Source organism: Hydrogenophaga sp. T66, assembly GCF_057219855.1.
Genome location: NZ_JBXVVX010000002.1, coordinates 288,722 through 310,008 on the forward strand (window position 1 = coordinate 288,722; position 21,287 = coordinate 310,008).

Sequence of the window (21,287 nt, forward strand, 5' to 3'; positions counted from 1 at the left end):
TTCAGCAGACGGGAAACCGACGGACGCCACCGGCCCCGGCCTTGCGGCCCCGCTGTTCCGACCCGCTGGCCCGCGCCGCTGTCCCGCCCTGCCATCCCGCCCCCATCCGCCATGCCGCCCTGGTTCGCCGACTTGATGCACTGGCTTGCGCTGCCCGAGGTGGGTCTGAGCACGGTGTTTGTGGTGGCCTTCGTGTCGGCCACGCTGCTGCCCATGGGATCGGAGCCGGCGGTGTTCGGGCTGGTGAAACTCAACCCGGAGCTTTTCTGGCCCGCGGTGCTGGTGGCCACCGTCGGCAACACGCTGGGCGGCGCCGTGAGCTGGGCCATGGGCGCCGGCACACACCGCCTGGTCGATCGCGCGCGCGGCACGCCCACCGAGCTGCGTGCGCTGCGCTGGCTCGACCGATTCGGGCCCAAGGCCTGCCTCTTGAGCTGGCTGCCGGGCGTGGGCGACCCGCTGTGCGCCGTGGCCGGGTGGCTGCGCCATCCGTTCTGGCCCTGCGTGGTCTACATGGCCATCGGCAAGTTCGCCCGCTATGTCACCATGACGGCAGGCCTGTTGTGGGTATTTCCCGGACACTGGGGCGCATGAGCACCACCGACACCCACGCCCGCCGCCTGCCGCCCGCTTTGTGGGCGCTGATGGTGGGCAACTTCGTCATCGGGACGGGCGTGATGGTGGTGCCGGGCACGCTGACCGACATCAGCCGGTCGCTGGGCGTGTCCATTCCACAGGCCGGCCAGCTCATCACCGCGGCGGCCATCCTCATGGGCGTGGGCGCACCGCTGTTCGCCAGCCTGGTGGCCGGCTGGGACCGCCGGCGGCTGCTCGCGCTCTCGCTGGTGTGGTACGGGCTGCTGACCGGCGTGTGCGCGCTGGCGCCCAACTACGCCAGCCTGCTGCCGCTGCGGGTGCTGGCGGTGGTGGCGCCGGCGATCTTCACGCCGCAGGCGGCGGCCAGCGTGGGCCTGCTGGTGGGGCCGGAGCAGCGCGGGCGGGCCATCACTTTCGTGTTTCTGGGCTGGTCGGTGGCGTCGGTGCTGGGCATGCCGCTGTCGGCCTGGATCGGCGGCGCCCTGGGCTGGCGCTGGGCGTTCGGGCTGGTGGCGGTGATGGCGCTGGCCAGCGCCGCCTGGGTGTGGCGCGCGCTGCCCGACGGCATCCGCCCGGCCGCGCTGTCGCGCCAGGCCTGGGTGCAGACACTGGGGTCGCCGGCGCTGATGATGGCGGTGGCGGTCACGCTCCTGTCGGCGTTCGGCCAGTTCACGCTGTTCTCCTATTTCGCGCCCTACCTGCTGCAAACGCTCGGGCTGGCCGGCGCCAGCCTGTCGCTCATGTTCCTGTGGTTCGGGGCGTTCGGTCTGCTGGGCAACGTGCTGGTGTCGCGCCACATCGACCGGCTGGGCGCGCCGCGCGCGGTGCTGCTCACGCTCGGCGCGATGGCGCTTTGTCTGCTGGTGTGGCCGCTGGGACGGCTGGGCGTGTGGCAGCAGGCGCTGGTGATGGTGCCGTGGGCGCTGGGCTGCTTCGCGGCCAACTCGGCCCAGCAGGCGCGGCTGGTGCAGCTCTCGCCGACGCTGGCGCCGGCCACGGTGGCCCTGAACACCTCGGCCATGTACGGCGGGCAGGCGCTGGGGGCGGCGCTGGGTGGCGTGATGATCGCGCAGGGCCAGATGCTGTCGCTGCACCAGGTGGGCCTCGGCGTGCTGTTGGTGGCGATGGCGCTGAGCGCCTTCGCCGGCGCGCGTCAGAAGCGTTCGCTGGCCGCCACGTAGCGCCACTGGCCCGGCGCCAGCGACGCCAGGCCGATGCGGCCCAGGCGGTGTCGATGCAGCGCCGCCACCGCGAGGCCGGCGCGCGCCGCGAGGTGGCTGACCTGCCCCGGCACCGCGCCACGCACCACCACCCGCAGCCGCCGGTCGCTCGCCCAGCTCGCCCGCGCGGGCAGCAACGGCCGGCCGTCGAACGCCAGCGGGGCGTTGAACGAGGCCAGCACCGCCGCGCGGTCCGACGGCGCGGTCGCGACATCAATAAACCACTCCGCCTCCAGCGGCACGCGCGCGTCGGTCAGTCGCCGCGCCACGGCTGGCACCTGCGTGAAAACCATCAGCCCACTCTCGGCCGCCGCCAGCCGCACGGGCATCTGCTGCCGGTGGCGGTGGGCGCGCACCGGGGTCGGCCCGAAGCCCGCCGCGCCCGGGCCGGCGCTGGCGCAGGCCGCCGGCGCGAGCCACACGTCGGCCAGTGCATCGGGCAGGAAGGGCGCCTCCGGCAGCCGTGTGCCGGCCGGCTGGTGCCACAACAGCGTCACCGGGCCGACGGCCTGGGCCCGCGCGCCCTCGTCCACCGTGACCACCTGCGCCTCGGTGACCCGCGTGGGCGGCTGGTCCTGCACCGCGCCGTCCACCCGCACCCACCCCCCGAGGATGAGCCGCTCGGCCTCGGCGCGGGAACAACCGCGCAGGGCGGCCACGCGGCGGGCCAGGCGTTCGGCGCCGTCCATGGCGGGCGCGTCAGCTGCTGAAGAGGAAGTTCATCACGTCGCCATCGCGCACGACGTAGTCCTTGCCCTCGGCGCGCATCTTGCCGGCCTCTTTCGCGCCCTGCTCGCCGCCGTGGGCGATGTAGTCGTCAAACCCGATCGTCTGGGCGCGGATGTAGCCCTTCTCGAAATCGGTGTGGATCACGCCGGCGGCCTGCGGGCCCGTGTCGCCTTTGCGGATCGTCCAGGCGCGCACCTCTTTTTCACCCGCGGTGAAGTAGGTCTGCAGACCCAGCAGGTCGTAGGCCGCGCGGATCAGGCGGTTCAGGCCCGGCTCCTGCAGACCCAGTTCCTCCAGGAACATCTGCCGGTCCTCGTCGCTCATCTCGGCCATTTCCGCCTCGAGCTTCGCGCAGATGGCCACCACCGGCGCGTGCTGCGCCTCGGCGTAGGCCTTCAGGCGGTCCAGCAGCGGGTTGTTCTCGAAGCCATCTTCGGCGACGTTGGCCACGAACATGGCCGGCTTGGCAGTGATCAGAAACAGCGGCTTGAGCAGCGCGCGCTCCTCCTTGCCAAGGTCGATGGTGCGCACCGGCTTGCCTTCGTTCAGCGCGGCCTGGCATTTCTCCAGCAGCACCAGCAGCTTCTGGGCTTCCTTGTCGCCAGCGCGGGCGGTCTTCTGCGCCCGCTGGATGCTCTTTTCCACCGTGGACAGGTCGGCCAGGCACAGCTCGGTCTGGATGACCTCGATGTCGGCAATCGGGTCCACGCGGCCCGCCACGTGGATCACATTGGGGTCTTCGAAGCAGCGCACCACGTTGACGGTGGCGTCGGTTTCGCGGATGTGGGCCAGGAACTGGTTGCCCAGGCCCTCGCCCTGGCTCGCGCCCGCCACCAGCCCGGCGATGTCCACGAATTCGACGATCGCGGGCACCACGCGCTCGGGCTTGACGATGGCCGCGAGCTGCTGCAGCCGCGGGTCCGGCACCTCGACCACCCCGGTGTTGGGCTCGATCGTGCAGAAGGGGTAGTTCTCGGCCGCGATGCCGGCCTTGGTGAGGGCGTTGAAAAGCGTGGACTTGCCCACGTTGGGCAGGCCCACGATGCCGCATTGGAGGCTCATGGGGGGCTTTCGGGTCGGTCGGGGAAACCCGCGATTTTACGGGGCGCCCCGCCGGCGCCGGGCCGTCAATCCCCGAAGCGCCAGTCGCCGCTCACCGCCTGCCCGACGCGCAGGATGTGGCCGTCGCCGGCCGTGACGATCGCGTTCATCCCGAAGGTGAGCGCGCCGCCCACGCGGGGATCGGCCCGGTAGGCCCGCAGCGTGTCGCCCACGCGCTGCCCGGGCTCGGCGGTGTCGGGGTCGATGTCGGGAATGGGGCAACGCGCGCAGGGCTTGACCGGCTCGATCACGGCCTCACCCTCGGCGGTGGCGATGCGCAGCGGGCCGCAGCGGTCTTCGTCGTGGGCCTCCACGCCGCCGAGCACGATGTTCGGTCGGAAGCGCCGCATGTCCACCGCCGGGCGCCCACCGGCCTGCAGCCGCTGGTTCAGGCCATCGAGCGAAGCCTCGCTCGTCACCAACAGGCCAAAGCCGTCGGCGAACTGCGTGTGGGCCTCGCGCCCGCCCGTCCAGGCGGGGTCGCAGACGCGGCGCACCTCGGGGTCAAACCGCACCAGCCGCAGGCGCTTGAGCGACGCCGGGGCCTGCGGGCCGAGGAAATCGCTGAACCACTGCGCCGCGATGTCGCCCATGTCGTAGGCCTCCACCTCGTCGTCCCACACGCGCACCCGCATCGGCGATTCGGCCGCATCCAGCGCCAGATGCAGCGCCAGCATGCCCGGCGCGCGCAGCACGAGCTGCCCCATGCGGAAACTGGGCTGGATCAGGGCCATGCGCGGCAGCTCGCGCTGGCTCACGAACTCGCCCTGCGCATCCACCACCATCCACGCGCGGTCGTAGGCCAGGCCGGTGTCGGTGAGCTCGACCTCCGGCAGCGACACGCCGGCGCAGGACTTGATGGGGTAGACCCACAGGGCAGCGATGGTGGCTTGGAGGTCGGCGGTGGTCATGGCGCGGCGGGCAAGAAGGTCGAGAAAAAGAAGGGGCAGCCAGGGGCAGGCAGGGCCCGGAATTGTGCCCTGCTCCTAGAATCCGAGGCATGGATGTCCCCGCCCCCACCTCCCCGGCGCCGCGCCGCTACGACGTGGCCGTGCGCGGCACGGGCATCGTGGGCCTGACGCTGGCCCTGCTGCTCGCCCGCGAGCGGCTGCGGGTGGCCCTGGTCGGCGCGTCCGTTCCCGTGGCTGACGCCCCCGACGTGCGCGCCTACGCCCTGAACCGCGCGGCCCGCGACACGCTGGCGGCGGTGCGCGGCTGGCCCGAAGACGGCGGCGCGGTCACGCCGGTGAGCGCCATGCGTGTCTGGGGAGACGATGGGGGCGCGCTGGGCTTTGACGCTGCCGACGGCGGCGCGGACGCGCTGGCATGGATCGTGGATGTGCCCGCGCTCGAGCGCCGGCTGCGCGACGCGGTGGGCTTCGCCGCCGGCATTGACCGGGTGGAGACCGCCCCGGCGGCGGCGCTGACCGTGGTGTGCGAAGGCCGTCGCAGCGCCACGCGGGCCGCTCTCGGCATCGAGTTCGACGTGCGTCCCTACCCGCACAAGGCCCTGGCCGCCCGCTTGCGCGCCGACATGCCCCACGGCGGCGTGGCGCGTCAGTGGTTTTCGCAGGGCGAGGTGGTGGCGCTGCTGCCGCTGGGCGGGGCCGATGGCCACGACCTCGCGCTGGTCTGGTCGCTGCCGGCCGCGCAGGCGGACCACTGGCTGGCCCAGGACGAGTCCGCGCTCGCCGACGCCATCACCACCCGCAGCGCCCGCGCCCTCGGCGCCCTCCGGCCGCTGGTGCCGGCGCAGGCCTGGCCGCTGGAGCGATCCACCGCACAGCGATGGATCGCCCGTGGTCCCCACGGGGCCGTGGCGCTGGCCGGCGACGCGGCTCACGCCGTGCACCCGCTGGCCGGCCAGGGGCTGAACCTGGGCCTGGCCGACGCCGCCGCGCTGGCCCGCGTGCTGCGCGAGCGCGAGTACTGGCGCGACCCGGGCGACGAAAAACTGCTGCGCCGCTACGAGCGTGCCCGCGCCGCCGACACGCAGGCCATGGGCCTGCTCACCGACGGCCTGTTCGGTCTGTTCGACCACACCGACGCCCGCATCCAGGGCCTGCGCAACTGGGGCCTCAACGCGGTGGACCGCGCCGGCCCGCTCAAGCGCTGGTTTGCCCGTCAGGCCATGGGCGCCGCCTGATGTTTCCCTTCACCCAGGACCCCGCCGTGAAACGTTTTCTCTGCACCGCGCTGATGGCGCTGAGCCTGCTGGGCGTGGCCCACGCCCAGGAAGCCACCATCCGCAAGAACCTGACCGAACGCCTGCCCAACCTGCCGCGCATCGACGACATCAGCAAGGCGCCGATGCCCGGGCTGTGGGAGGTGCGCATCAACGGCACCGAAATCTTCTACACCGATGGGGAGGGCAACTTCATCCTGCAGGGCTCGCTGATCGACACCCGCACGCGCACCGACCTGACCGAGCAGCGCATCAACCAGCTCAGCGCCGTCGCCTTCAAGGACCTGCCGCTGAAAGACGCCTTTGTGATCACCAAAGGCAAAGGCACCCGGCAGCTCGCGGTGTTCGAGGACCCCAACTGCGGCTTCTGCAAGCGCTTGCACCGCGAGTTCGCCAAGCTCGACAACGTGAGCATCCACATCTTCCTGCTGCCGGTGCTGGGGCCCGATTCGCTGGAGAAGTCGCGCAACGCCTGGTGCGCCAAGGACCGCACCCGCGTCTACCTCGACTGGATGCTCAACAACGCGCCCATCCCCAAGGCCAACTGCGACACCGCGGCGATCGACCGCAACATCGCCCTGGGCCGGCAACTGGCCATCCGCGGCACCCCGGCGCTGGTCTTCGCCAATGGCCAGCGCGTGCCGGGTTACATCCCGGCCGAGCGCATCGAGGCCCTGCTCGCCGAAACCAAAACACCATGAACGCCAGCGCCAGCCTGCCCGGAAACGCCCCGAACACCGTCGCCCCCGACGAACACCCCTGGATCCGTGCGCTTGGGTACGGCGGGCTGATCCCTTTCGTGGGGCTGGCCGCGCTGCTCTGGCTGGTGGAGCCGGGCCTGCAGGCCTTTGTGGCGATCGGGCTGACCGCCTACGCCGCGCTGATCGCGTCGTTCCTGGGCGGCATCCACTGGGGCCATGCCTGGGCACAGGCCAGCCTGGGCCGTGAGCTGCCTCGCGTGCACCTGGGATGGGGCGTGACGCCCAGCCTGCTGGCCTGGCCCGGGCTGCTGATGCCGGCCTACGCCGGGCTGGTGTGGCTGGGCGCGCTGCTGGTGGCCTGCTACGCGGTGGATCGCAAGCTCTATCCGGCGGCCGGGCTGAAGCCGTGGCTACGGCTGCGGTTCCGGCTCACCGCGGTCGCGGCGCTGAGCTGCTTCGTTGGCGCGGGGGCCGTGTGACCCGGCGCCGGGTGTCCCTCGGCGGGACGGTGGAGCCCGCGGTGCGGGTGAGCGTGGCGGTGCAGGACGCGCGGTCGCATCTGTTTGGCGTGACCGTTCAGGTCGAGCGGCCCGCGCGGCGCCAGCGCGTGGCGCTGCCGGTATGGATTCCGGGCAGCTACCTGGTGCGTGAGTTCTCGCAGCACCTGCAGGGCCTGCGGGCGTGGCAGGCGGGTCAGCCGGTGGGCGTGACCCAGCTGGACAAACACCGCTGGACCATCGACTGCACCGCGGGCGAACCGCTGGAGCTGCAGTACAGCGTCTATGCCTTTGACGCGTCCGTGCGCACCGCGTTTCTCGATGGCACCCGCGGCTTTTTCAACGGCACCAGCACCTGCCTGCGCGTGCTCGGGCAAGAACACCTGCCCCACGCGCTGGTGATCGACGAGACCGGCATGCCGGCCGGCTGGGAGGCCGCCACCGCACTGCGACCACACCGTGTGGACGCGCGGGGTCTGGGTGAATACCGCGCGGCCGACTACGACGAGCTGGTCGACGCGCCGGTGGAGTTGGGCCGCTTCTGGAGCGGCGAGTTCGAGGCCCACGGCGTGCCACACCGCTTCGTGGTGAGCGGCGCGGGCCACTGGCTCGACGGCGAGCGGCTGCTCGAGGACACACGCCGCATCTGCGAGGCGCAGATCGCTTTCTGGCACGGCGACGGACCGGCGCCCTTCGACCGGTACGTGTTCATGCTGCACGCCAGCGGCGATGGCTACGGCGGCCTCGAACACCGCCACAGCACCGCGCTGATCTGCCAGCGCAGCGACCTGCCCCGGCGCCGCGCGCGCGGCGACAAACCGGCCGCGCTGAAGGCGACCGACGGCTACACCACGCTGCTTGGCCTGATCAGCCACGAGTACTTCCACACCTGGAACGTCAAGCGCCTGCGGCCGGCGGCCTTTGCCCAGCTCGACTACGACCGCGAAAACTACACCGACCAGCTGTGGTTCTTCGAGGGCTTCACGAGCTATTACGACGACCTGTTCCTGCGACGCGCCGGCCTGATCGACGACGCCACCTACCTGCAGCTCGTCGCCAAGAACCTCAACCAGGTGCAGCAGACGCCCGGCCGCCACCTGCAGACCGTGGCGCAGGCCAGCTTTGATGCCTGGGTGAAGTACTACCGCGTGGGTGAAAACACGCCCAACGCGACGGTGAGCTACTACACCAAGGGCGCGCTGGTGGCGCTGTGCCTGGACCTCGCGCTGCGGGCCGGTGGCCGCGGCACGCTGGACGACGTGATGCGCGGCCTGTGGCAGCGCTGCGCCGGCGGCCCGATGCACGAACGCGATCTGCGCGAGGTGCTGCGGCGCGTGGGCGGGCGGCGCTTTGACGGCGAGCTCGACGCCTGGGTCCACAGCACGGCCGACCTGCCGGCCGAGACGCTGCTGGCCGGCGCGGGCGTGAAGGTGCAACACGACCCGGCGCCGCTGGCGCAGCGGCTGGGGCTGCGCGTGAGCGAAGGCGCCGGCGGCATCGCCATCAAGACCGTGATGCGCGGCGGCGCGGCCGAGCGGGCCGGCCTGGCCGCCGGCGACGAATGGCTGGGCATCGAACTGCCGCCGGCGCGCCGCGGCGCCGTGTCCGAGGCCTGGCGCGTGACGCGGCTCGACGAGGTGGAGTGGCTGCTCGGCGGACGCCCCCGCCTCATGGCGCTGGTGTCGCGCGACCGCCGACTGCTGCGCGCGCCGCTGGACTGGCCCGAGCCGGTTCAGGCGGTGCGCCTGAGCGTGGGCGATGCGGCCCGCACCACGCCCTGGCTGGCGGGTCACTGAGGCGCGCGCGGCCCCCGCGGGGTCCGGTCGATGCCGTCAGGCGGTCGGCAGGCGCGACGCGACCTCGGCGTCGAACTGCTGCACGCAGGCGTTGTTCTTGAAATTGCGCAAGCCGTCGCGGATGCGCGGCAGCGCGGCCTGCAGCTCGGCGGGCGATTTGCAGGCCTCGATCTTCATCGCGATCGTCTCGCCCATGGGGCCCAGCTGGTCGTTGACGAAACGCACCGCCAGCCGCCGGGCATCGGCAAACGGCAGGACCGCGGCCGCCGCCGGCGCGCCGGCGGCTGCGGCAGCGGCGGGGACGGGGCCCGCCGCGGGCGCCACCGGAGCGGGCGCCGGCGCCGGTCCCTCGGCGGCAATCCAGCCATGCGACTGCAACTGCGCCAGCAGGGGCTCGGCCGAGCCCCTGCCGCCGAGCAGCTTGTCGAACTCCGCGACGTCGCGCTTGCCGTCGATCATGATCAGCAACGAGCGCAGGCGCGGCCCGAGCTCCGGCGGACGGCTGGTCAGCGCGTCGCGGCCGGCGGCGGTCTTGGTGAAAACCAGGTGGGGCGTCATGCGGTGCGGGGTCTCCCTTGGGGCCTCGACTGTAGGCACTCCCCCCGGTATCCGCCAAGGGGGTTAGTCCCAAAGCACTCGCCGCCCGGCGGCTCAGCGGGGTCGCTTGTCGACCACCCGCTTGGCCTTGCCCTGGCTGCGCTCGACGCCACCCTCCGCACGCAGCTCGATCTGCACGCTGCTGCCCACAAACACCTTGATGTCGTGCTGCAGCCCGGCCGCCGCCGCGCGGGCGGCTTCGGCGTCGGGCGCCACGCCCGGCGCCGTTTCCACCACCACGGTCAGGTTGTCCAGCGGACCCTCGCGCGTCAGCACGCATTGGTAATGCGCCGAGAGCGCGGGCTGCTTGAGGATCAGCTCTTCGATCTGGGTCGGAAACACGTTGACGCCGCGCACGATCATCATGTCGTCGCTGCGGCCGGTGATCTTCTCCATGCGGCGCATCGTGCGCGCCGTGCCGGGCAGCAGGCGAGTGAGGTCGCGCGTGCGGTAGCGGATGATGGGCAAGGCTTCCTTGGTCAGGCTGGTGAACACCAGCTCACCCATCTCACCGTCCGGCACCGGTTCGCCGGTCTCGGGATCAACGATCTCGGGGTAAAAGTGGTCCTCCCAGATCGTCGGGCCGTCCTTGGTCTCCACGCACTCGTTGGCCACGCCCGGACCCATCACTTCGGACAGGCCGTAGATGTCCACCGCGTCGATGCCCATGCGCTGCTCGATCGCCAGCCGCATGTCGTTGGTCCACGGCTCGGCGCCGAAGATGCCAATGCGCAGGCTGCTTTGCCGCGGGTCGATGCCCTGTCGCTCGAACTCGTCGGCGATGGCCAGCATGTAGCTGGGCGTGACCATGATGATGTCGGGCCGGAAGTCCTGGATCAGCTGCACCTGGCGCTCGGTCTGACCGCCCCCAAACGGCACCACGGTCAGCCCGAGTTTTTCCGCGCCGTAGTGCGCGCCCAGGCCGCCGGTGAACAGGCCATAGCCGTAGCTCACGTGAACCAGGTCGCCCGGGCGGGCACCGCTGGCGCGGATGCTGCGCGCCACCACGGTGGCCCAGGTGTCGATGTCCTTGAGCGTGTAGCCCACCACCGTGGGCTTGCCGGTGGTGCCGCTGCTGGCGTGGATGCGCGCGCAGCGTTCGCGCGGCACCGCGAACATGCCGAAGGGGTAGTTGTCGCGCAGGTCGGCCTTGGTGGTGAAGGGAAACTTCGCCAGGTCGGCCAGGCTGCGGCAGTCGTCGGGGTGGACGCCGGCGGCGTCGAACTTGGCCCGGTAGACCGGCGAGTTGCGGTAGGCGTGATCCAGGGTGGCGCGCAGGCGCTTGAGCTGCAGCGCGCGCAGCTCGTCGACGCTGGCGGTCTCGATGGGTTCGAGGGCGAAGGCGGGTCGGGCGGTCATGGGGTGGTCTCGTCGGGAAACACGGTGCCAGGAATCTGGGCGCTTTTGCCGCGGAACAGCGCGACCGCTTCGCCGCGCTGGTTGGTCACGCTCATGTCGTAGATGCCGTGGCGGCCGCTGAGCACGCGCTCGACGCCCTCGCACGTGAGCACGTCGCCTTCGTGCGCGGGCCGCAGGAACTCGATGCTGCAGCCCGCCGCGACCGCGTTGCGGTTGTGGCTGTTGCAGGCGAAGGCGAAGGTGGAGTCGGCCAGCGTGAAGATGAAGCCGCCGTGGCAGATGCGGTGGCCGTTGAGGTGGCGCGGCGTGACCGTCATGCGCATGAGCGCACGCCCGGGTTCGCAGACCAGCAGTTCCATGCCCATGGTGTCGCGGCTGGCCACGTCGTTGGCGAACATGGTTTCGCCCACACGGCGGGCGCGTTCATGGGCCCCCACGCTCCCCGCTGCGCGTGGTTCGCTGCCCCCCGAGGGGGCTGATCCGCCTGGGGACGGCCCGGCGGCGGATCCAGACGCCCCCACGCTCCCCGCGGCGGATCGGCTGCGTTCTTCGGCCGTCATCGTCATTCGCCCTTGAAGCGCGCGGGGCGCTTTTCGCGAAACGCCATCACGCCTTCGATGTAGTCGTGCGTGCGGCCCAGCGCAGACTGCGTGTCGCGCTCGACGTCGAGCTGCGCGCTGAAGCTGCGCGTGGCGGCGTCGCGCAGCAGGTGCCGCGTGGCCACCAGCGCCTGGGTGGGCATGGCGGCCAGCTTGTCGGCCATCGCCAGGGCCGCTGCCACGCTGTCGTCGGCCACGTCCCACACCATTCCCCACTCTTTGGCCTGCGCGGCCGGCAGCTTGTCGCCCGTCATGGCCAGCGCCATGGCGCGCGCCAGGCCCAGGCGCTCCACCAGCAGCCAGCTGCCCCCGGCGTCTGGGATGAGACCGATCTTGCTGAAGGCCTGGATGAAGCTCGCGTTCGACGCTGCGATGGCGATGTCGCAGCACATCACCAGCGAGGCGCCTGCGCCCGCGGCCACGCCGTTGACGGCGGCGATGGTGGGCATGCGCAGGCCCATGAGACGCCGGGCAGTGGGGTTGAATGCCTGCTCGATCACCGGTCCGGGGTCGGCGCGTTGCACCAGGTCCGGCCCGGGCTCGAAATCGAACTCGGCCAGATCGGCGCCGGCGCAGAAGCCGCGACCGGCGCCGGTGATCACGAGCGCCCGGATCGCCGGGTTGGCCTCGGCCCGGTCGAGCGCCGCCCACAGGTCGCCGTGCATGGCTCGCGTGAAGCTGTTCAGGGCATCGGGCCGGTTGAGCGTCAGCAAGGCCACGGCCCCTCTGTCCTCATACAGCACGGTGGTGTCGGGCATCGTGTCTCCTCGGTGGGTGTTCTTGCTCGCAATTTACCATTAACCAACCAGTCGGTCGGTTAATGAATACCCGCGGGCGGCGCCGCTATAGTGCCCGGCTGGCACCCAACACCCCTGAGGAGATTCCATGACCGCCACCCCCGAACTGATCACCGTGCGCACCGAAGGCCGCGTGGGCGTGATCACGCTCAACCGCCCCAAACAGCTCAACGCGCTGAACGACCAGCTCATGAACGAGCTCGGCGCTGCGCTGCAGGCCTTTGACGCCGACGATGGCATCGGCTGCATGGTCATCACCGGCAGCGAGAAAGCCTTCGCCGCGGGGGCCGACATTGGCGCCATGGCGAAATACAGCTTCGCGGACGTCTACAAAGGCGACTACATCACCCGCAACTGGGAAACCATCCGCGGCATCCGCAAGCCGGTGATCGCGGCCGTGGCCGGTTTCGCGCTGGGCGGCGGCTGCGAGCTGGCGATGATGTGCGACTTCATCATCGCCGCCGACAACGCCAAGTTCGGCCAGCCCGAGATCAAGCTGGGGGTGATCCCTGGCGCCGGGGGCACGCAGCGCCTGCCGCGCGCGGTGGGCAAGTCCAAGACCATGGACCTGGTGCTCACCGGCCGCATGATGGATGCCGCCGAGGCCGAGCGCGCCGGGCTGGTCAGCCGCGTGGTGCCGCTGGACAAGCTGATGGACGAGGCGCTGGGCGCCGCGCTGGTGATCAGCGGCTACTCGCTGCCGAGCGTGATGGCGGCCAAGGAGGCGGTGAACCGCTCGTTTGAAGGCACGCTGGCCGACGGCGTGATGTTTGAGCGCCGGCTGTTCCACAGCCTGTTCGCCACCGACGATCAGAAAGAAGGCATGGACGCCTTCGTGAACAAGCGCCCGCCGAGCTGGGCCCACCGCTGACACGGCCCGCGGGCTGACAACGCCCGCGATCTCACGCTATAATGCGCGTCTTTCGGCGATATAGCTCAGTCGGTTAGAGCGCAGCATTCATAATGCTGATGTCGGTGGTTCGAGCCCACCTATCGCCACCAGATGCCGAAGGCGGGTTCCCACACGGGACCCGCCTTTTTTTCGGCCGTCGCGGCCGGTTTTCCCCTCGCCCGCCGCCATGGCCCTGAAATCCACCGTCTTCAAGGCGCACCTGCAGATCGCCGACATCGACCACGGCTACTACGCCGACCACGCGATGACCCTGGCGCGCCACCCCAGCGAGACCGACGAGCGCATGATGGTGCGGCTGGTGGCGCTGGCGCTGCAGGCCCATGAGCTGCAGGACACCTGCGGCGGCGACGGCACCCTGGCCTTCGGCGCCGGCCTGTCCGACCCGGACGACCCCGACCTGCACCTGACCGATTTCACCGGCCGCAAGCGACTGTGGGTGGAGGTCGGCCAGCCCGACGACAAGCCGCTGTCCAAAGCCTGCAGCCAGGCCGACGTGGTGGTCGTCTATGCCTACGGCAGCGCGGCCGAGGTGTGGTGGCGCGGCATCGCCGGCAAGCTCGCCCGGCTGGAGCGCCTGCGGGTGTGGCGCCTGCCGGCTCCCGCGGCGGCGGCGCTGGCGGCGCTGGCCGAGCGCAGCATGCAACTGCACGCCACGGTGCAAGACGGCGCGCTCACCCTGGGCAGCGAGCGCGGCAGCGTCACGATCGAGCCCGAACGCTGGCAGTGACGGGGCCGACGGCGTGGGCTAGCCGAGCCAGAGGCGCTGGAAGGCGCCGTCCGGGTCGTGCTCGCGCGCCTGTTTCTCCGGGTTGAAGCGGCGACCGCCGCGCGGGTCGGTGCCGCGGCCGGCGATGTAGAGCCAGTTGCCGTGGTTGCTGTGCACGTCGTAATCGACCAGCTGGTGCTCGAACCAGGCGGCGCCGGCGCGCCAGTCGCCCGGCGCGTCGTGGATCAGCGCGCTGGCCACGACCTGGCGCAGGCGGTTGCTCAGGTAGCCGGTGGCGGCCAGTTCCCGCAGGCCGGCGTCCACCAGCGGCTCGCCGGTGCGGCCGGCGCACCAGCGGGCGAAGGCGGCGGCATCGTGGGCGGGCGGGCCGGCCTGCGGCGACAGTCCCCGCGCGTGGTACAGCCGGCGGCCGAAGCGGGCGTGGAGCCAGCGGAAATGCTCGCGCCAGAGCAGCTCAAACACGATCCAGCGGCTGCCGTCGCTGGCGCCGCGGCGGCGCTCGTGGGCGAGCAGCGCGGCGTGGATCTGCCGGGCGGAGACCGAGCCGTTGGCCAGCCAGGGCGAGAACTTGGTGGAGTAGCCCGTGCCGCTCAGGCCGTTGCGGGTGGCTTTGTACTGCCGCGGCGCGTCGCTCTCGAAATACCGCCGCACGTGGGCCAGCGCCGCGGTTTCGCCGCCGCGCCAGGCCGGCTGGCCGTACGGGAACGACGAGCGCGGGTCGATGCCGCCGGGACTGTCGGCCAGCGGCGGGCGCTGCGGCGCCGGGCGATCGGGCGCGGGCGGCAGTCGTCCGGGCACCGGCCGCGGCGGGCGCACGGGCGTGGCGGCCGACTCGACGGCGCGGCGGAAATCGGTGAACACCGTCGGCACCCGCGCCGGCTCGAACGGCAGGTCGGTGGGCTCGAACAGGCCGGACTGCCACACCGTGTGCACGCGCAGGCCCGCCGCGCGCAGTGCCGCGACCGCCGCCTGCTCCTCCGGGGCCAGGATGTCCTCGGTGACCACCGCGTCGGCCCCCCAGGCGCGGGCGAGGGCTGGCAGCACGACCGCCGGATCGCCGTCGGCTTCGGTGAGGCCACTGCCGCGCGCGGCCAGCCCGGCGGCGAGGTCGTTCAGCGTGTCGGCGAGGAAGCGGGCACGGTGGGGGCCGAGGGGGGCCACGCCCCAGGGGCCGGGCGCGCGCTGCGCCGGGTCGTGGACATACACCGGCCACAACACCTCGGCCTGCGCGGCCGCGGCGGCCAGCGCGGGCTGGTCGCCCAGGCGCAGGTCCTGCCGGAACCAGTAAATCAGGCGCCGGCCCCAGGGCCCGGCGGTGGCGCGCGCACCGCTCACCGCGGCGCCTGCCCGTGGGCGACCCAGATCAGGCCGTCGGTCTGCACGCCCAGCGCCCGCGCCTGCGCGACCAGCCGATCCCGCACCGCCGGCTCCAGCCGCGGTTCTCGCGCCAGGATCCACAGGTAGCCGGTGTCGGGGCCGATCACCATCGACCAGCGGTATTCGGGATCGAGCGCGATCACGTGGTACGCGCCGTAAAACGGCCCGAAGAACGACACCTTCAGCGAGCCGGTGTGGGACGCGCCGATGAAGCGGGCCACCCCTTCGGCCTCCTTCCAGCGGCCGCCGGCGGCGTCGAACCCGCGGTTGAGCACGCCCACGCTGCCGTCCGGCCGCAGGGTGTAGGTGGCGCTCACGTCCACCAGCCCACGCTCGAAACGGTGGTCCAGCCGCGCCACCTCGTACCAGGTGCCGGCGTAGCGCTGCACATCAAAAGGCGACACCGGTGTGGCGCCGGGCGGGATGCCGGTGAAGCAGCCGGCCAGCGGCAGCGCCGACAAGGCAAGCAGGCCGAGGGCGACGCGGCGGCGGGCAGGGGATGCAGGCGGGTGTTTCATGCGTCGGATTGTGGGCGCCGGCCGCCACCCGAGCGGGGCGCGGGGACAAGCGTGCGTGAGACAATCCAGCGCCCTTCAGCCTCTGGATCTACACCATGACCCGCTGTGCCCTCTCACCCCTGTACGCCTCCCCCCTGTGCGCCACCCGCCGCGCGCTCCTGGCCCTCGCCGCGCTGGTGCTGGCCGCGCCGGTGCTGGCGCAATCCGCTTCTCGCCCGTTCCCCCCCGAAGCCTGGCGCGGTCAACTCCAGATCGCTCAGCCGCCGCTGGTCTCCATGGACGACCGGCCGGTGATGCTCTCGCCCGGCGCCCGCATCCTCGACACGAGCAACCGCGTCGTGCTGTCGGCCAGCCTGGTGGGCCGCACGCACACGGTGAATTACCTGCTCAACCCGCAGGGCCAGATCACGCAGGTCTGGCTGCTGACCGAGGCCGAGGCGCGCGAGAAGCGCCGCACGATGGGCGTGGAGCGCAACTACCGCTTCGCGTCCCAGGAAGAGGCCGCCGCGCCCGGCGCGGCGCCGGCCGGCCCGGTGCGCTGAACGCGCGCCCTTCGTCTTTCCCGCGATGTCTGCCCGCCGCGCGCGGGCCCCTGCGCCTGTGGCGCGCCCGGAGTTCCCATGACCAAGAAAGTCTTCATCAAAACCTTTGGCTGCCAGATGAACGAGTACGACTCGGACAAGATGGCCGACGTGCTGGGCGCGGCCGAGGGCTACCAGCCGACCGACGACCCGGAGCAGGCCGACCTGATCCTCTTCAACACCTGCTCCGTGCGCGAGAAGGCGCAGGAAAAGGTGTTCTCCGACCTGGGGCGGGTGAAACACCTGAAGAAGAAGGGCGTGCTGATCGGGGTGGGCGGTTGCGTGGCCAGCCAGGAGGGCGAAGCCATCATCCAGCGCGCGCCGTTCGTGGATGTGGTGTTCGGCCCGCAGACGCTGCACCGCCTGCCCGAGCTGCTGGCGCAGCGCGCGAAGCAGGCCCGCCCGCAGGTGGACATCAGCTTTCCGGAGATCGAAAAGTTCGACCACCTGCCGCCGGCCAAGGTGGAGGGCGCCTCGGCCTTTGTGTCCATCATGGAGGGCTGCTCGAAGTACTGCAGCTACTGCGTGGTGCCCTACACGCGCGGCGAAGAGGTGAGCCGGCCGTTTGACGACGTGCTGGTGGAGGTGGCCGGTCTGGCCGACCAGGGCGTGAAGGAAGTGACGCTGCTGGGCCAGAACGTGAACGCCTACCGCGGCGCGATGGGCGATACCAGCGAGATCGCCGACTTCGCCCTCCTGCTGGAATACGTGGCCGACATCCCCGGCATCGAGCGCATCCGCTACACCACCAGCCACCCCAACGAATTCACGCCGCGCCTGATCGAGGCCTACGCCCGGCTGCCCAAACTGGTGAACCACCTGCACCTGCCGGTGCAGCACGGCAGCGACCGCATCCTGATGGCCATGAAGCGCGGCTACACCGCCATGGAATACAAGAGCACGATCCGCAAGCTGCGCGCCATCCGGCCGGATATCTCCATGAGCAGCGACTTCATCGTCGGCTTCCCCGGCGAGACGGACGAGGACTTCCAGAAGATGATGAAGCTGATCGAGGACGTGGGCTTCGACAGCAGCTTCTCCTTCATCTTCAGCCCGCGGCCCGGCACGCCCGCGGCCAACCTGCCCGATGACACGCCCCACGACGTCAAGCTGCAGCGGCTGCAGCACCTGCAGGCCACCATCGAGGCCAACGTGCGGCGCATCAGCGCCAGCCGCGAGGGCACGGTGCAGCGCATCCTGGTCGAAGGCCCGTCGCGCCGGCCCGGCCCCGGCGGCGCCGCCGAACTGATGGGGCGCACCGAGTGCAACCGCATCGTCAACTTCGACGGCGGCCCGAACGGCGCGCGCCTGGTCGGCCAGATGATCGACGTGCGCATCACCCAGGCGTTGCCGCACTCGCTGCGCGGCCAGGTCGAAACCACCCCCGCGGCGCTTCGCGCCACCCCCTCCAGGGGGCAACACCAGCGGCCTGGCGAAGCCAGTTCCGCGGTGTTTCTGGACTGAAGCAGGCGCCGCGTGCGGCCAACGTCCCTGTCCTTCCGGCAGTTGCTGGTGGTGGCCTTCGTGGTCATCGGCGCGCTGCTGGGCGCGGCGGCGCTGCGGGCCCTCTTTTCGCTGGAGTCGCTGCTGGCCCAAAGCCGCGACGCGGCCGCGCAGGCGATCGCCCTGTCGACCGCGGCGCAGTCGCTGTCCGAGCGCAGCCTGGCCATGGAGCGGGCGGCGCGGCAGTCGCTGGTGCTGGGCGACCGGCCGCTGCGCCAGCGCTTCAACGAGGCGGCGGCCCAGGCGGGCGACACGCTGCGCCGCCTGACCGACAACGACCTGCCGCCCGGTCTGGCGGCGCGCTGGCGCGATGAGCTCGAAAGCATCCAGGCCCTGCTCGACGGTCCGCCCGACACCGCGCTGGACCGCGAGCGCGAGGTGGCGCGGGGCTTCCGGGAACTCGACGCGCTCAACGCCGACATCGCCCAGGCGGTGCAGGCGCTGATCCGGGGCCGCAACGACGCCCTGCAGGCCGGGTTCGAGCGCAGCCGCCAGCAGCTCACCCAGCAGGTGCTGGGTTCGATCGGCGTGGCGGCGGTGCTGGCGCTGGCCTTTGGCGTGTGGCTGTCGCGGCCGTTCGTGCGGCTGGAGAGCGCCATCGTCGGGCTGGGCGAGAACCGGCTCGACCAGCCGATCGACATTCCGGGCCCCAAGGACGTGCGGCGGCTGAGCCAGCAGCTCGAATGGCTGCGCCTGCGCCTGACCGAACTCGACGCCGACAAGGCCCGCTTCCTGCGCCACATCTCCCACGAATTGAAGACGCCGCTGGCCTCGCTGCACGAGGGCGTGGCGGTGCTGGGCGACGGCGTGGCCGGGCCGATGAACCCCGACCAGACCGAGGTGGTGCGCATCCTGCAGCACAACACGCAGCAGCTGCAGCAGCAGATCGAGGCCCTGCTGCGCTTCAACGCCGCCGCCTTCGAGGCCCGCCAACTGCGCCGCGAGCGCACCGACCTGCGCGCCCTCATCGAGGATCAGGTGGAATCGCAGCGCCTGCACTGGCAGGCGCGGCAGTTGCAGGTGCGGGTCGAGGGCGAGCCGGTCGTGCTGCCGGTGGACCGCGCGAAGATGGCCTCGGCCCTGGGCAACCTGCTGCTCAACGCGATCCGCTTTTCGCCGCCCGGCGGGCAGATCCGCTTCACGCTGCTCGCGCTGCCGGGCCGCGTGGCGATCGACATCGTGGATCAGGGCCCCGGCGTGGCCGAGGCCGACCGCGAGCGCGTGTTTGAACCCTTCTACCGCGGTCAGCACCAACCCGCCGACGCGCCGCGCGGCAGCGGCATTGGTCTGTCCATCGTGCACGAATACCTCACGGCCCACGGCGGCCGCATCGACCTGCTGCCCCCGCGCGGGGGCAGCGGCGCCCACTTTCGCCTGGAACTTCCCCATGCTGCCTGAGCTGCTTCCCCCGCGGCGGTCCGCCGCGCTCGTCCTGGGACTCGCCGCGGTGCTCGCCGGCTGCCAGACGCCGGCCACCGTGCGCCACGGCTCGCCCGCGGCGATGCCACCGCCCGTGGCCTCGTCCAGCGCCCCGGCGCCGACCGCCAAACCCTCGCCCGCCGCCCCGCTCGCGAGCACGCCGGCCCCGGTGGCGGGTGCGACCCCGGCGGTGGCGGCCGTGGTGCCGCTGCCACCACTGGCCCCGCCGGCGGCCGACGACCGCGACGGCCTGCGCCCCCTGTTGGCCTACGCCGACCGCGTGCGCGCGCTCACCCCGGCCGAACTCGCCACCGAAATCGCCGCGCTGGGCGATCCGGGCGCGTCGGCGCCGCGGCAGATGCAGCTCGCCATCGCCTTGTCGCAAACACACGCCGCGGTCGACACCGCGCGTGCGGTGGGGCTGCTGCAGCGCGTGGCGGCCAGCCCGGCGCCCGACGCGGCGCCCCTGCAACCGCTGGCGCGGCTGCTGGCGCACCGCCTGGCCGAACAGCGCCGGCTGGAAGACACCGCCGAGCGCCAGGCGCAGCAACTGCGCGACAGCCAGCGCCGCATCGAGCAGCTGACCGAGCGGCTCGACGCGGTGCGCGCCATCGAGCGCAGCCTGAACAACCGCAGCGCGCCCCGCGCCACCACGCCATGACCGCCGCCACCCCGACCGCCGGCCGCGCCCGCCTCCTTGTCGTCGACGACGACGCCGACATGCTGCGGCTGCTGTCGATGCGGCTGGGCGCCGCCGGCTACGCGGTCACCGCCGTCGGCTCGGCCGAAGCGGCGCTGGCCCAGCTCGACATCGAGCGTCCCCAGCTGGTGATTTCGGACGTGCGCCTGCCCGGCCGCGACGGCCTGGCCCTGTTCGACGAGGTGCGCCAGCGCCACCCCTCGCTGCCCGTGATCCTGCTCACCGCGCACGGCACCATCCCCGACGCGGTGGAGGCCACCCGACGCGGCGTGTTCACCTACCTGACCAAGCCCTACGACGCGCGCGAACTGCTCGAACGCGTGACCCAGGCCCTGGCGCTGGCCGCGCCCGATGCGCCCGCCGCGCCGGCCGACGAAGCCTGGCGACGCGACATCGTCAGCCGCTCCAGCCGCATGGCCGACCTGCTGGCCGAGGCCCGGCTGGTGGCGCGCAGCGACGCCAGCGTGCTGCTGCGCGGGGACTCCGGCACCGGCAAGGAGGTGCTGGCGCAGGCCATCCACCGCGCCAGCGCCCGCGCCGACAAGCCCTTCGTCGCGGTCAACTGCGGCGCCATCCCCGAGGCGTTGCTGGAGTCGGAACTGTTCGGCCACGTCAAGGGCGCCTTCACCGACGCGGTGGCCAACCACAAGGGCCTGTTCCAGGCGGCCCACGGCGGCACCCTGCTCCTCGACGAAATCGGCGACATGCCGCCGGCGCTGCAGGTCAAGCTGCTGCGCGTGCTGCAGGAGCGCGCCGTGCGCCCGCTGGGCTCCAGCCAGTCGATCCCGGTGGACGTGCGCATCATCTCGGCCACGCACCGCGACCTGGAAGCCGCAATGGCCGCCGGCCAGTTCCGCGAAGACCTCTACTACCGCCTCAACGTCGTCACGCTCACCCTGCCCACGCTGGCCGAGCGCCGCGAAGACATCCCGCTGCTGGCCAACCATTTCCTCGCCCGGCTGTCGGCCAAGTACGGCCGGCGCAGCGCCGGCTTCGCGCCCGAGGCCCTGAAGGCGCTCACGATGGCCGCGTGGCCCGGCAACGTGCGCCAGCTGGTCAACGTGGTGGAGCAGGTGTGTGCCCTGTCGACCACGCCGCTGGTGCCGCTGGCGCTGGTGCAGCGCGCCCTGCGCACGCCCTCGGTGGAGGTACTGAGCTTCGCCGACGCCAAGCAGCGCTTCGAGCGCGCCTACCTGGTCGATCTGCTGAAGATGACCGACGGGAACGTGGCCGACGCGGCGCGGCTGGCCCAGCGCAACCGCACCGAGTTCTACCGGCTGCTGCAAAAACACGACCTCACCCCCGGCCTCTTCAAGGCCGACGGCGCGGACCCTGTCGCCGAATCGTGACAGCTCCAAGTGCTTGATTTAT

General features: G+C 71.9%; 22 protein-coding genes and 1 tRNA gene. 14 read left to right on the plus strand and 9 right to left on the minus strand.

Annotated features, from left to right (window positions below; all coding sequences use genetic code 11):
• The first annotated feature begins 111 nt into the window (after positions 1-111).
• Both AC2D80_RS10360 and AC2D80_RS10365 read left to right on the plus strand, forming a co-directional pair.
• On the plus strand, positions 112-594 hold the full coding sequence (locus AC2D80_RS10360; protein WP_484632938.1) for a YqaA family protein: 483 nt from the start codon (positions 112-114) through the stop codon (positions 592-594).
• On the plus strand, positions 591-1,778 hold the full coding sequence (locus AC2D80_RS10365) for an MFS transporter (RefSeq protein ID WP_484632939.1): 1,188 nt from the start codon (positions 591-593) through the stop codon (positions 1,776-1,778). Before AC2D80_RS10360 ends, AC2D80_RS10365 begins: the two co-directional genes overlap by 4 nt.
• Here AC2D80_RS10365 and AC2D80_RS10370 read toward each other — a convergent pair.
• The 3 genes from AC2D80_RS10370 to AC2D80_RS10380 all read right to left on the minus strand — a co-directional run bounded on the left by AC2D80_RS10370 (position 1,751) and on the right by AC2D80_RS10380 (position 4,558).
• On the minus strand, positions 1,751-2,506 hold the full coding sequence (locus tag AC2D80_RS10370; RefSeq protein WP_484632940.1) for an RNA pseudouridine synthase: 756 nt from the start codon (positions 2,504-2,506) through the stop codon (positions 1,751-1,753). The genes AC2D80_RS10365 and AC2D80_RS10370 overlap by 28 nt on opposite strands.
• 10 nt (positions 2,507-2,516) lie before the next feature.
• Complete coding sequence (gene ychF, locus AC2D80_RS10375; protein ID WP_484632941.1) at positions 2,517-3,608, minus strand: redox-regulated ATPase YchF; 1,092 nt, start codon at positions 3,606-3,608, stop codon at positions 2,517-2,519.
• A 65-nt stretch (positions 3,609-3,673) separates the two neighbouring features.
• Positions 3,674-4,558, minus strand: coding sequence for an MOSC domain-containing protein (locus AC2D80_RS10380; protein WP_484632942.1), 885 nt, complete (start codon positions 4,556-4,558; stop codon positions 3,674-3,676).
• 89 nt (positions 4,559-4,647) lie between these two features.
• On the opposite strand from AC2D80_RS10380, the gene AC2D80_RS10385 reads away from it, so the two are divergent.
• The 4 genes from AC2D80_RS10385 to AC2D80_RS10400 are packed head-to-tail and all read left to right on the plus strand — an operon-like array spanning position 4,648 to position 8,826.
• Positions 4,648-5,793 carry an FAD-dependent monooxygenase gene (locus AC2D80_RS10385; RefSeq protein WP_484632943.1) on the plus strand — a complete coding sequence of 382 codons (1,146 nt, stop codon included), beginning with the start codon at positions 4,648-4,650 and terminating at the stop codon, positions 5,791-5,793.
• 26 nt (positions 5,794-5,819) lie between these two features.
• Entirely contained in the window at positions 5,820-6,533 is a 714-nt protein-coding gene (locus AC2D80_RS10390) for a DsbC family protein (protein ID WP_484632944.1), read from the plus strand.
• Positions 6,530-7,012: a DUF3429 domain-containing protein gene (locus AC2D80_RS10395; protein ID WP_484632945.1), complete on the plus strand. Its 483-nt coding sequence runs from the start codon at positions 6,530-6,532 to the stop codon at positions 7,010-7,012. The genes AC2D80_RS10390 and AC2D80_RS10395 overlap by 4 nt, the downstream gene beginning before the upstream one ends.
• An 11-nt stretch (positions 7,013-7,023) precedes the next feature.
• The gene (locus tag AC2D80_RS10400) at positions 7,024-8,826 is read left to right on the plus strand and encodes a M61 family metallopeptidase (RefSeq protein ID WP_484632946.1); all 1,803 of its coding nucleotides are present in this window, start codon (positions 7,024-7,026) and stop codon (positions 8,824-8,826) included.
• 36 nt (positions 8,827-8,862) lie between these two features.
• On the opposite strand, the gene AC2D80_RS10405 is transcribed toward AC2D80_RS10400, so the two are convergent.
• The 4 genes from AC2D80_RS10405 to AC2D80_RS10420 form a co-directional block, all read right to left on the minus strand.
• Positions 8,863-9,384 carry a hypothetical protein gene (locus tag AC2D80_RS10405; RefSeq protein WP_484632947.1) on the minus strand — a complete coding sequence of 174 codons (522 nt, stop codon included), beginning with the start codon at positions 9,382-9,384 and terminating at the stop codon, positions 8,863-8,865.
• Positions 9,385-9,477: 93 nt separating this feature from the next.
• Positions 9,478-10,782 carry a phenylacetate--CoA ligase PaaK gene (gene paaK / locus AC2D80_RS10410; protein ID WP_484632948.1) on the minus strand — a complete coding sequence of 435 codons (1,305 nt, stop codon included), beginning with the start codon at positions 10,780-10,782 and terminating at the stop codon, positions 9,478-9,480.
• A complete protein-coding gene (gene paaI, locus AC2D80_RS10415; protein ID WP_484632949.1) occupies positions 10,779-11,180 on the minus strand; it encodes a hydroxyphenylacetyl-CoA thioesterase PaaI in 402 nt (133 codons plus the stop codon). Before paaI ends, paaK begins: the two co-directional genes overlap by 4 nt.
• A 164-nt stretch (positions 11,181-11,344) precedes the next feature.
• A complete protein-coding gene (locus tag AC2D80_RS10420; protein WP_484632950.1) occupies positions 11,345-12,139 on the minus strand; it encodes an enoyl-CoA hydratase-related protein in 795 nt (264 codons plus the stop codon).
• Positions 12,140-12,266: 127 nt separating this feature from the next.
• On the opposite strand from AC2D80_RS10420, the gene AC2D80_RS10425 reads away from it, so the two are divergent.
• The 3 genes from AC2D80_RS10425 to AC2D80_RS10435 all read left to right on the plus strand — a co-directional run bounded on the left by AC2D80_RS10425 (position 12,267) and on the right by AC2D80_RS10435 (position 13,818).
• Positions 12,267-13,049, plus strand: coding sequence for an enoyl-CoA hydratase (locus AC2D80_RS10425; RefSeq protein ID WP_484632951.1), 783 nt, complete (start codon positions 12,267-12,269; stop codon positions 13,047-13,049).
• Positions 13,050-13,103: 54 nt separating this feature from the next.
• Positions 13,104-13,180, plus strand: a tRNA-Met gene (locus AC2D80_RS10430).
• Between the two features lie 77 nt (positions 13,181-13,257).
• Entirely contained in the window at positions 13,258-13,818 is a 561-nt protein-coding gene (locus AC2D80_RS10435; RefSeq protein WP_484632952.1) for a YaeQ family protein, read from the plus strand.
• 18 nt (positions 13,819-13,836) lie between these two features.
• Here AC2D80_RS10435 and AC2D80_RS10440 read toward each other — a convergent pair whose 3' ends face one another.
• Together AC2D80_RS10440 and AC2D80_RS10445 are read right to left on the minus strand one after the other, a co-directional pair.
• Entirely contained in the window at positions 13,837-15,153 is a 1,317-nt protein-coding gene (locus tag AC2D80_RS10440) for a DASH family cryptochrome (RefSeq protein ID WP_484632953.1), read from the minus strand.
• A complete protein-coding gene (locus AC2D80_RS10445) occupies positions 15,150-15,713 on the minus strand; it encodes a lipocalin family protein (protein ID WP_484632954.1) in 564 nt (187 codons plus the stop codon). The genes AC2D80_RS10440 and AC2D80_RS10445 overlap by 4 nt, the downstream gene beginning before the upstream one ends.
• Positions 15,714-15,808: 95 nt before the next feature.
• On the opposite strand from AC2D80_RS10445, the gene AC2D80_RS10450 reads away from it, so the two are divergent.
• From AC2D80_RS10450 to AC2D80_RS10470, 5 genes are all read left to right on the plus strand, one after another.
• Entirely contained in the window at positions 15,809-16,255 is a 447-nt protein-coding gene (locus tag AC2D80_RS10450; protein WP_484632955.1) for a hypothetical protein, read from the plus strand.
• Between the two features lie 78 nt (positions 16,256-16,333).
• Positions 16,334-17,758 (plus strand): tRNA (N6-isopentenyl adenosine(37)-C2)-methylthiotransferase MiaB, encoded by a 1,425-nt coding sequence (miaB, locus tag AC2D80_RS10455; protein ID WP_484632956.1) that lies wholly within the window; start codon positions 16,334-16,336, stop codon positions 17,756-17,758.
• Between the two features lie 12 nt (positions 17,759-17,770).
• A complete protein-coding gene (locus tag AC2D80_RS10460; protein ID WP_484632957.1) occupies positions 17,771-19,195 on the plus strand; it encodes a sensor histidine kinase in 1,425 nt (474 codons plus the stop codon).
• Complete coding sequence (locus tag AC2D80_RS10465; protein WP_484632958.1) at positions 19,185-19,877, plus strand: hypothetical protein; 693 nt, start codon at positions 19,185-19,187, stop codon at positions 19,875-19,877. Before AC2D80_RS10460 ends, AC2D80_RS10465 begins: the two co-directional genes overlap by 11 nt.
• On the plus strand, positions 19,874-21,265 hold the full coding sequence (locus AC2D80_RS10470) for a sigma 54-interacting transcriptional regulator (RefSeq protein WP_484632959.1): 1,392 nt from the start codon (positions 19,874-19,876) through the stop codon (positions 21,263-21,265). Before AC2D80_RS10465 ends, AC2D80_RS10470 begins: the two co-directional genes overlap by 4 nt.
• Positions 21,266-21,287 lie beyond the last annotated feature (22 nt).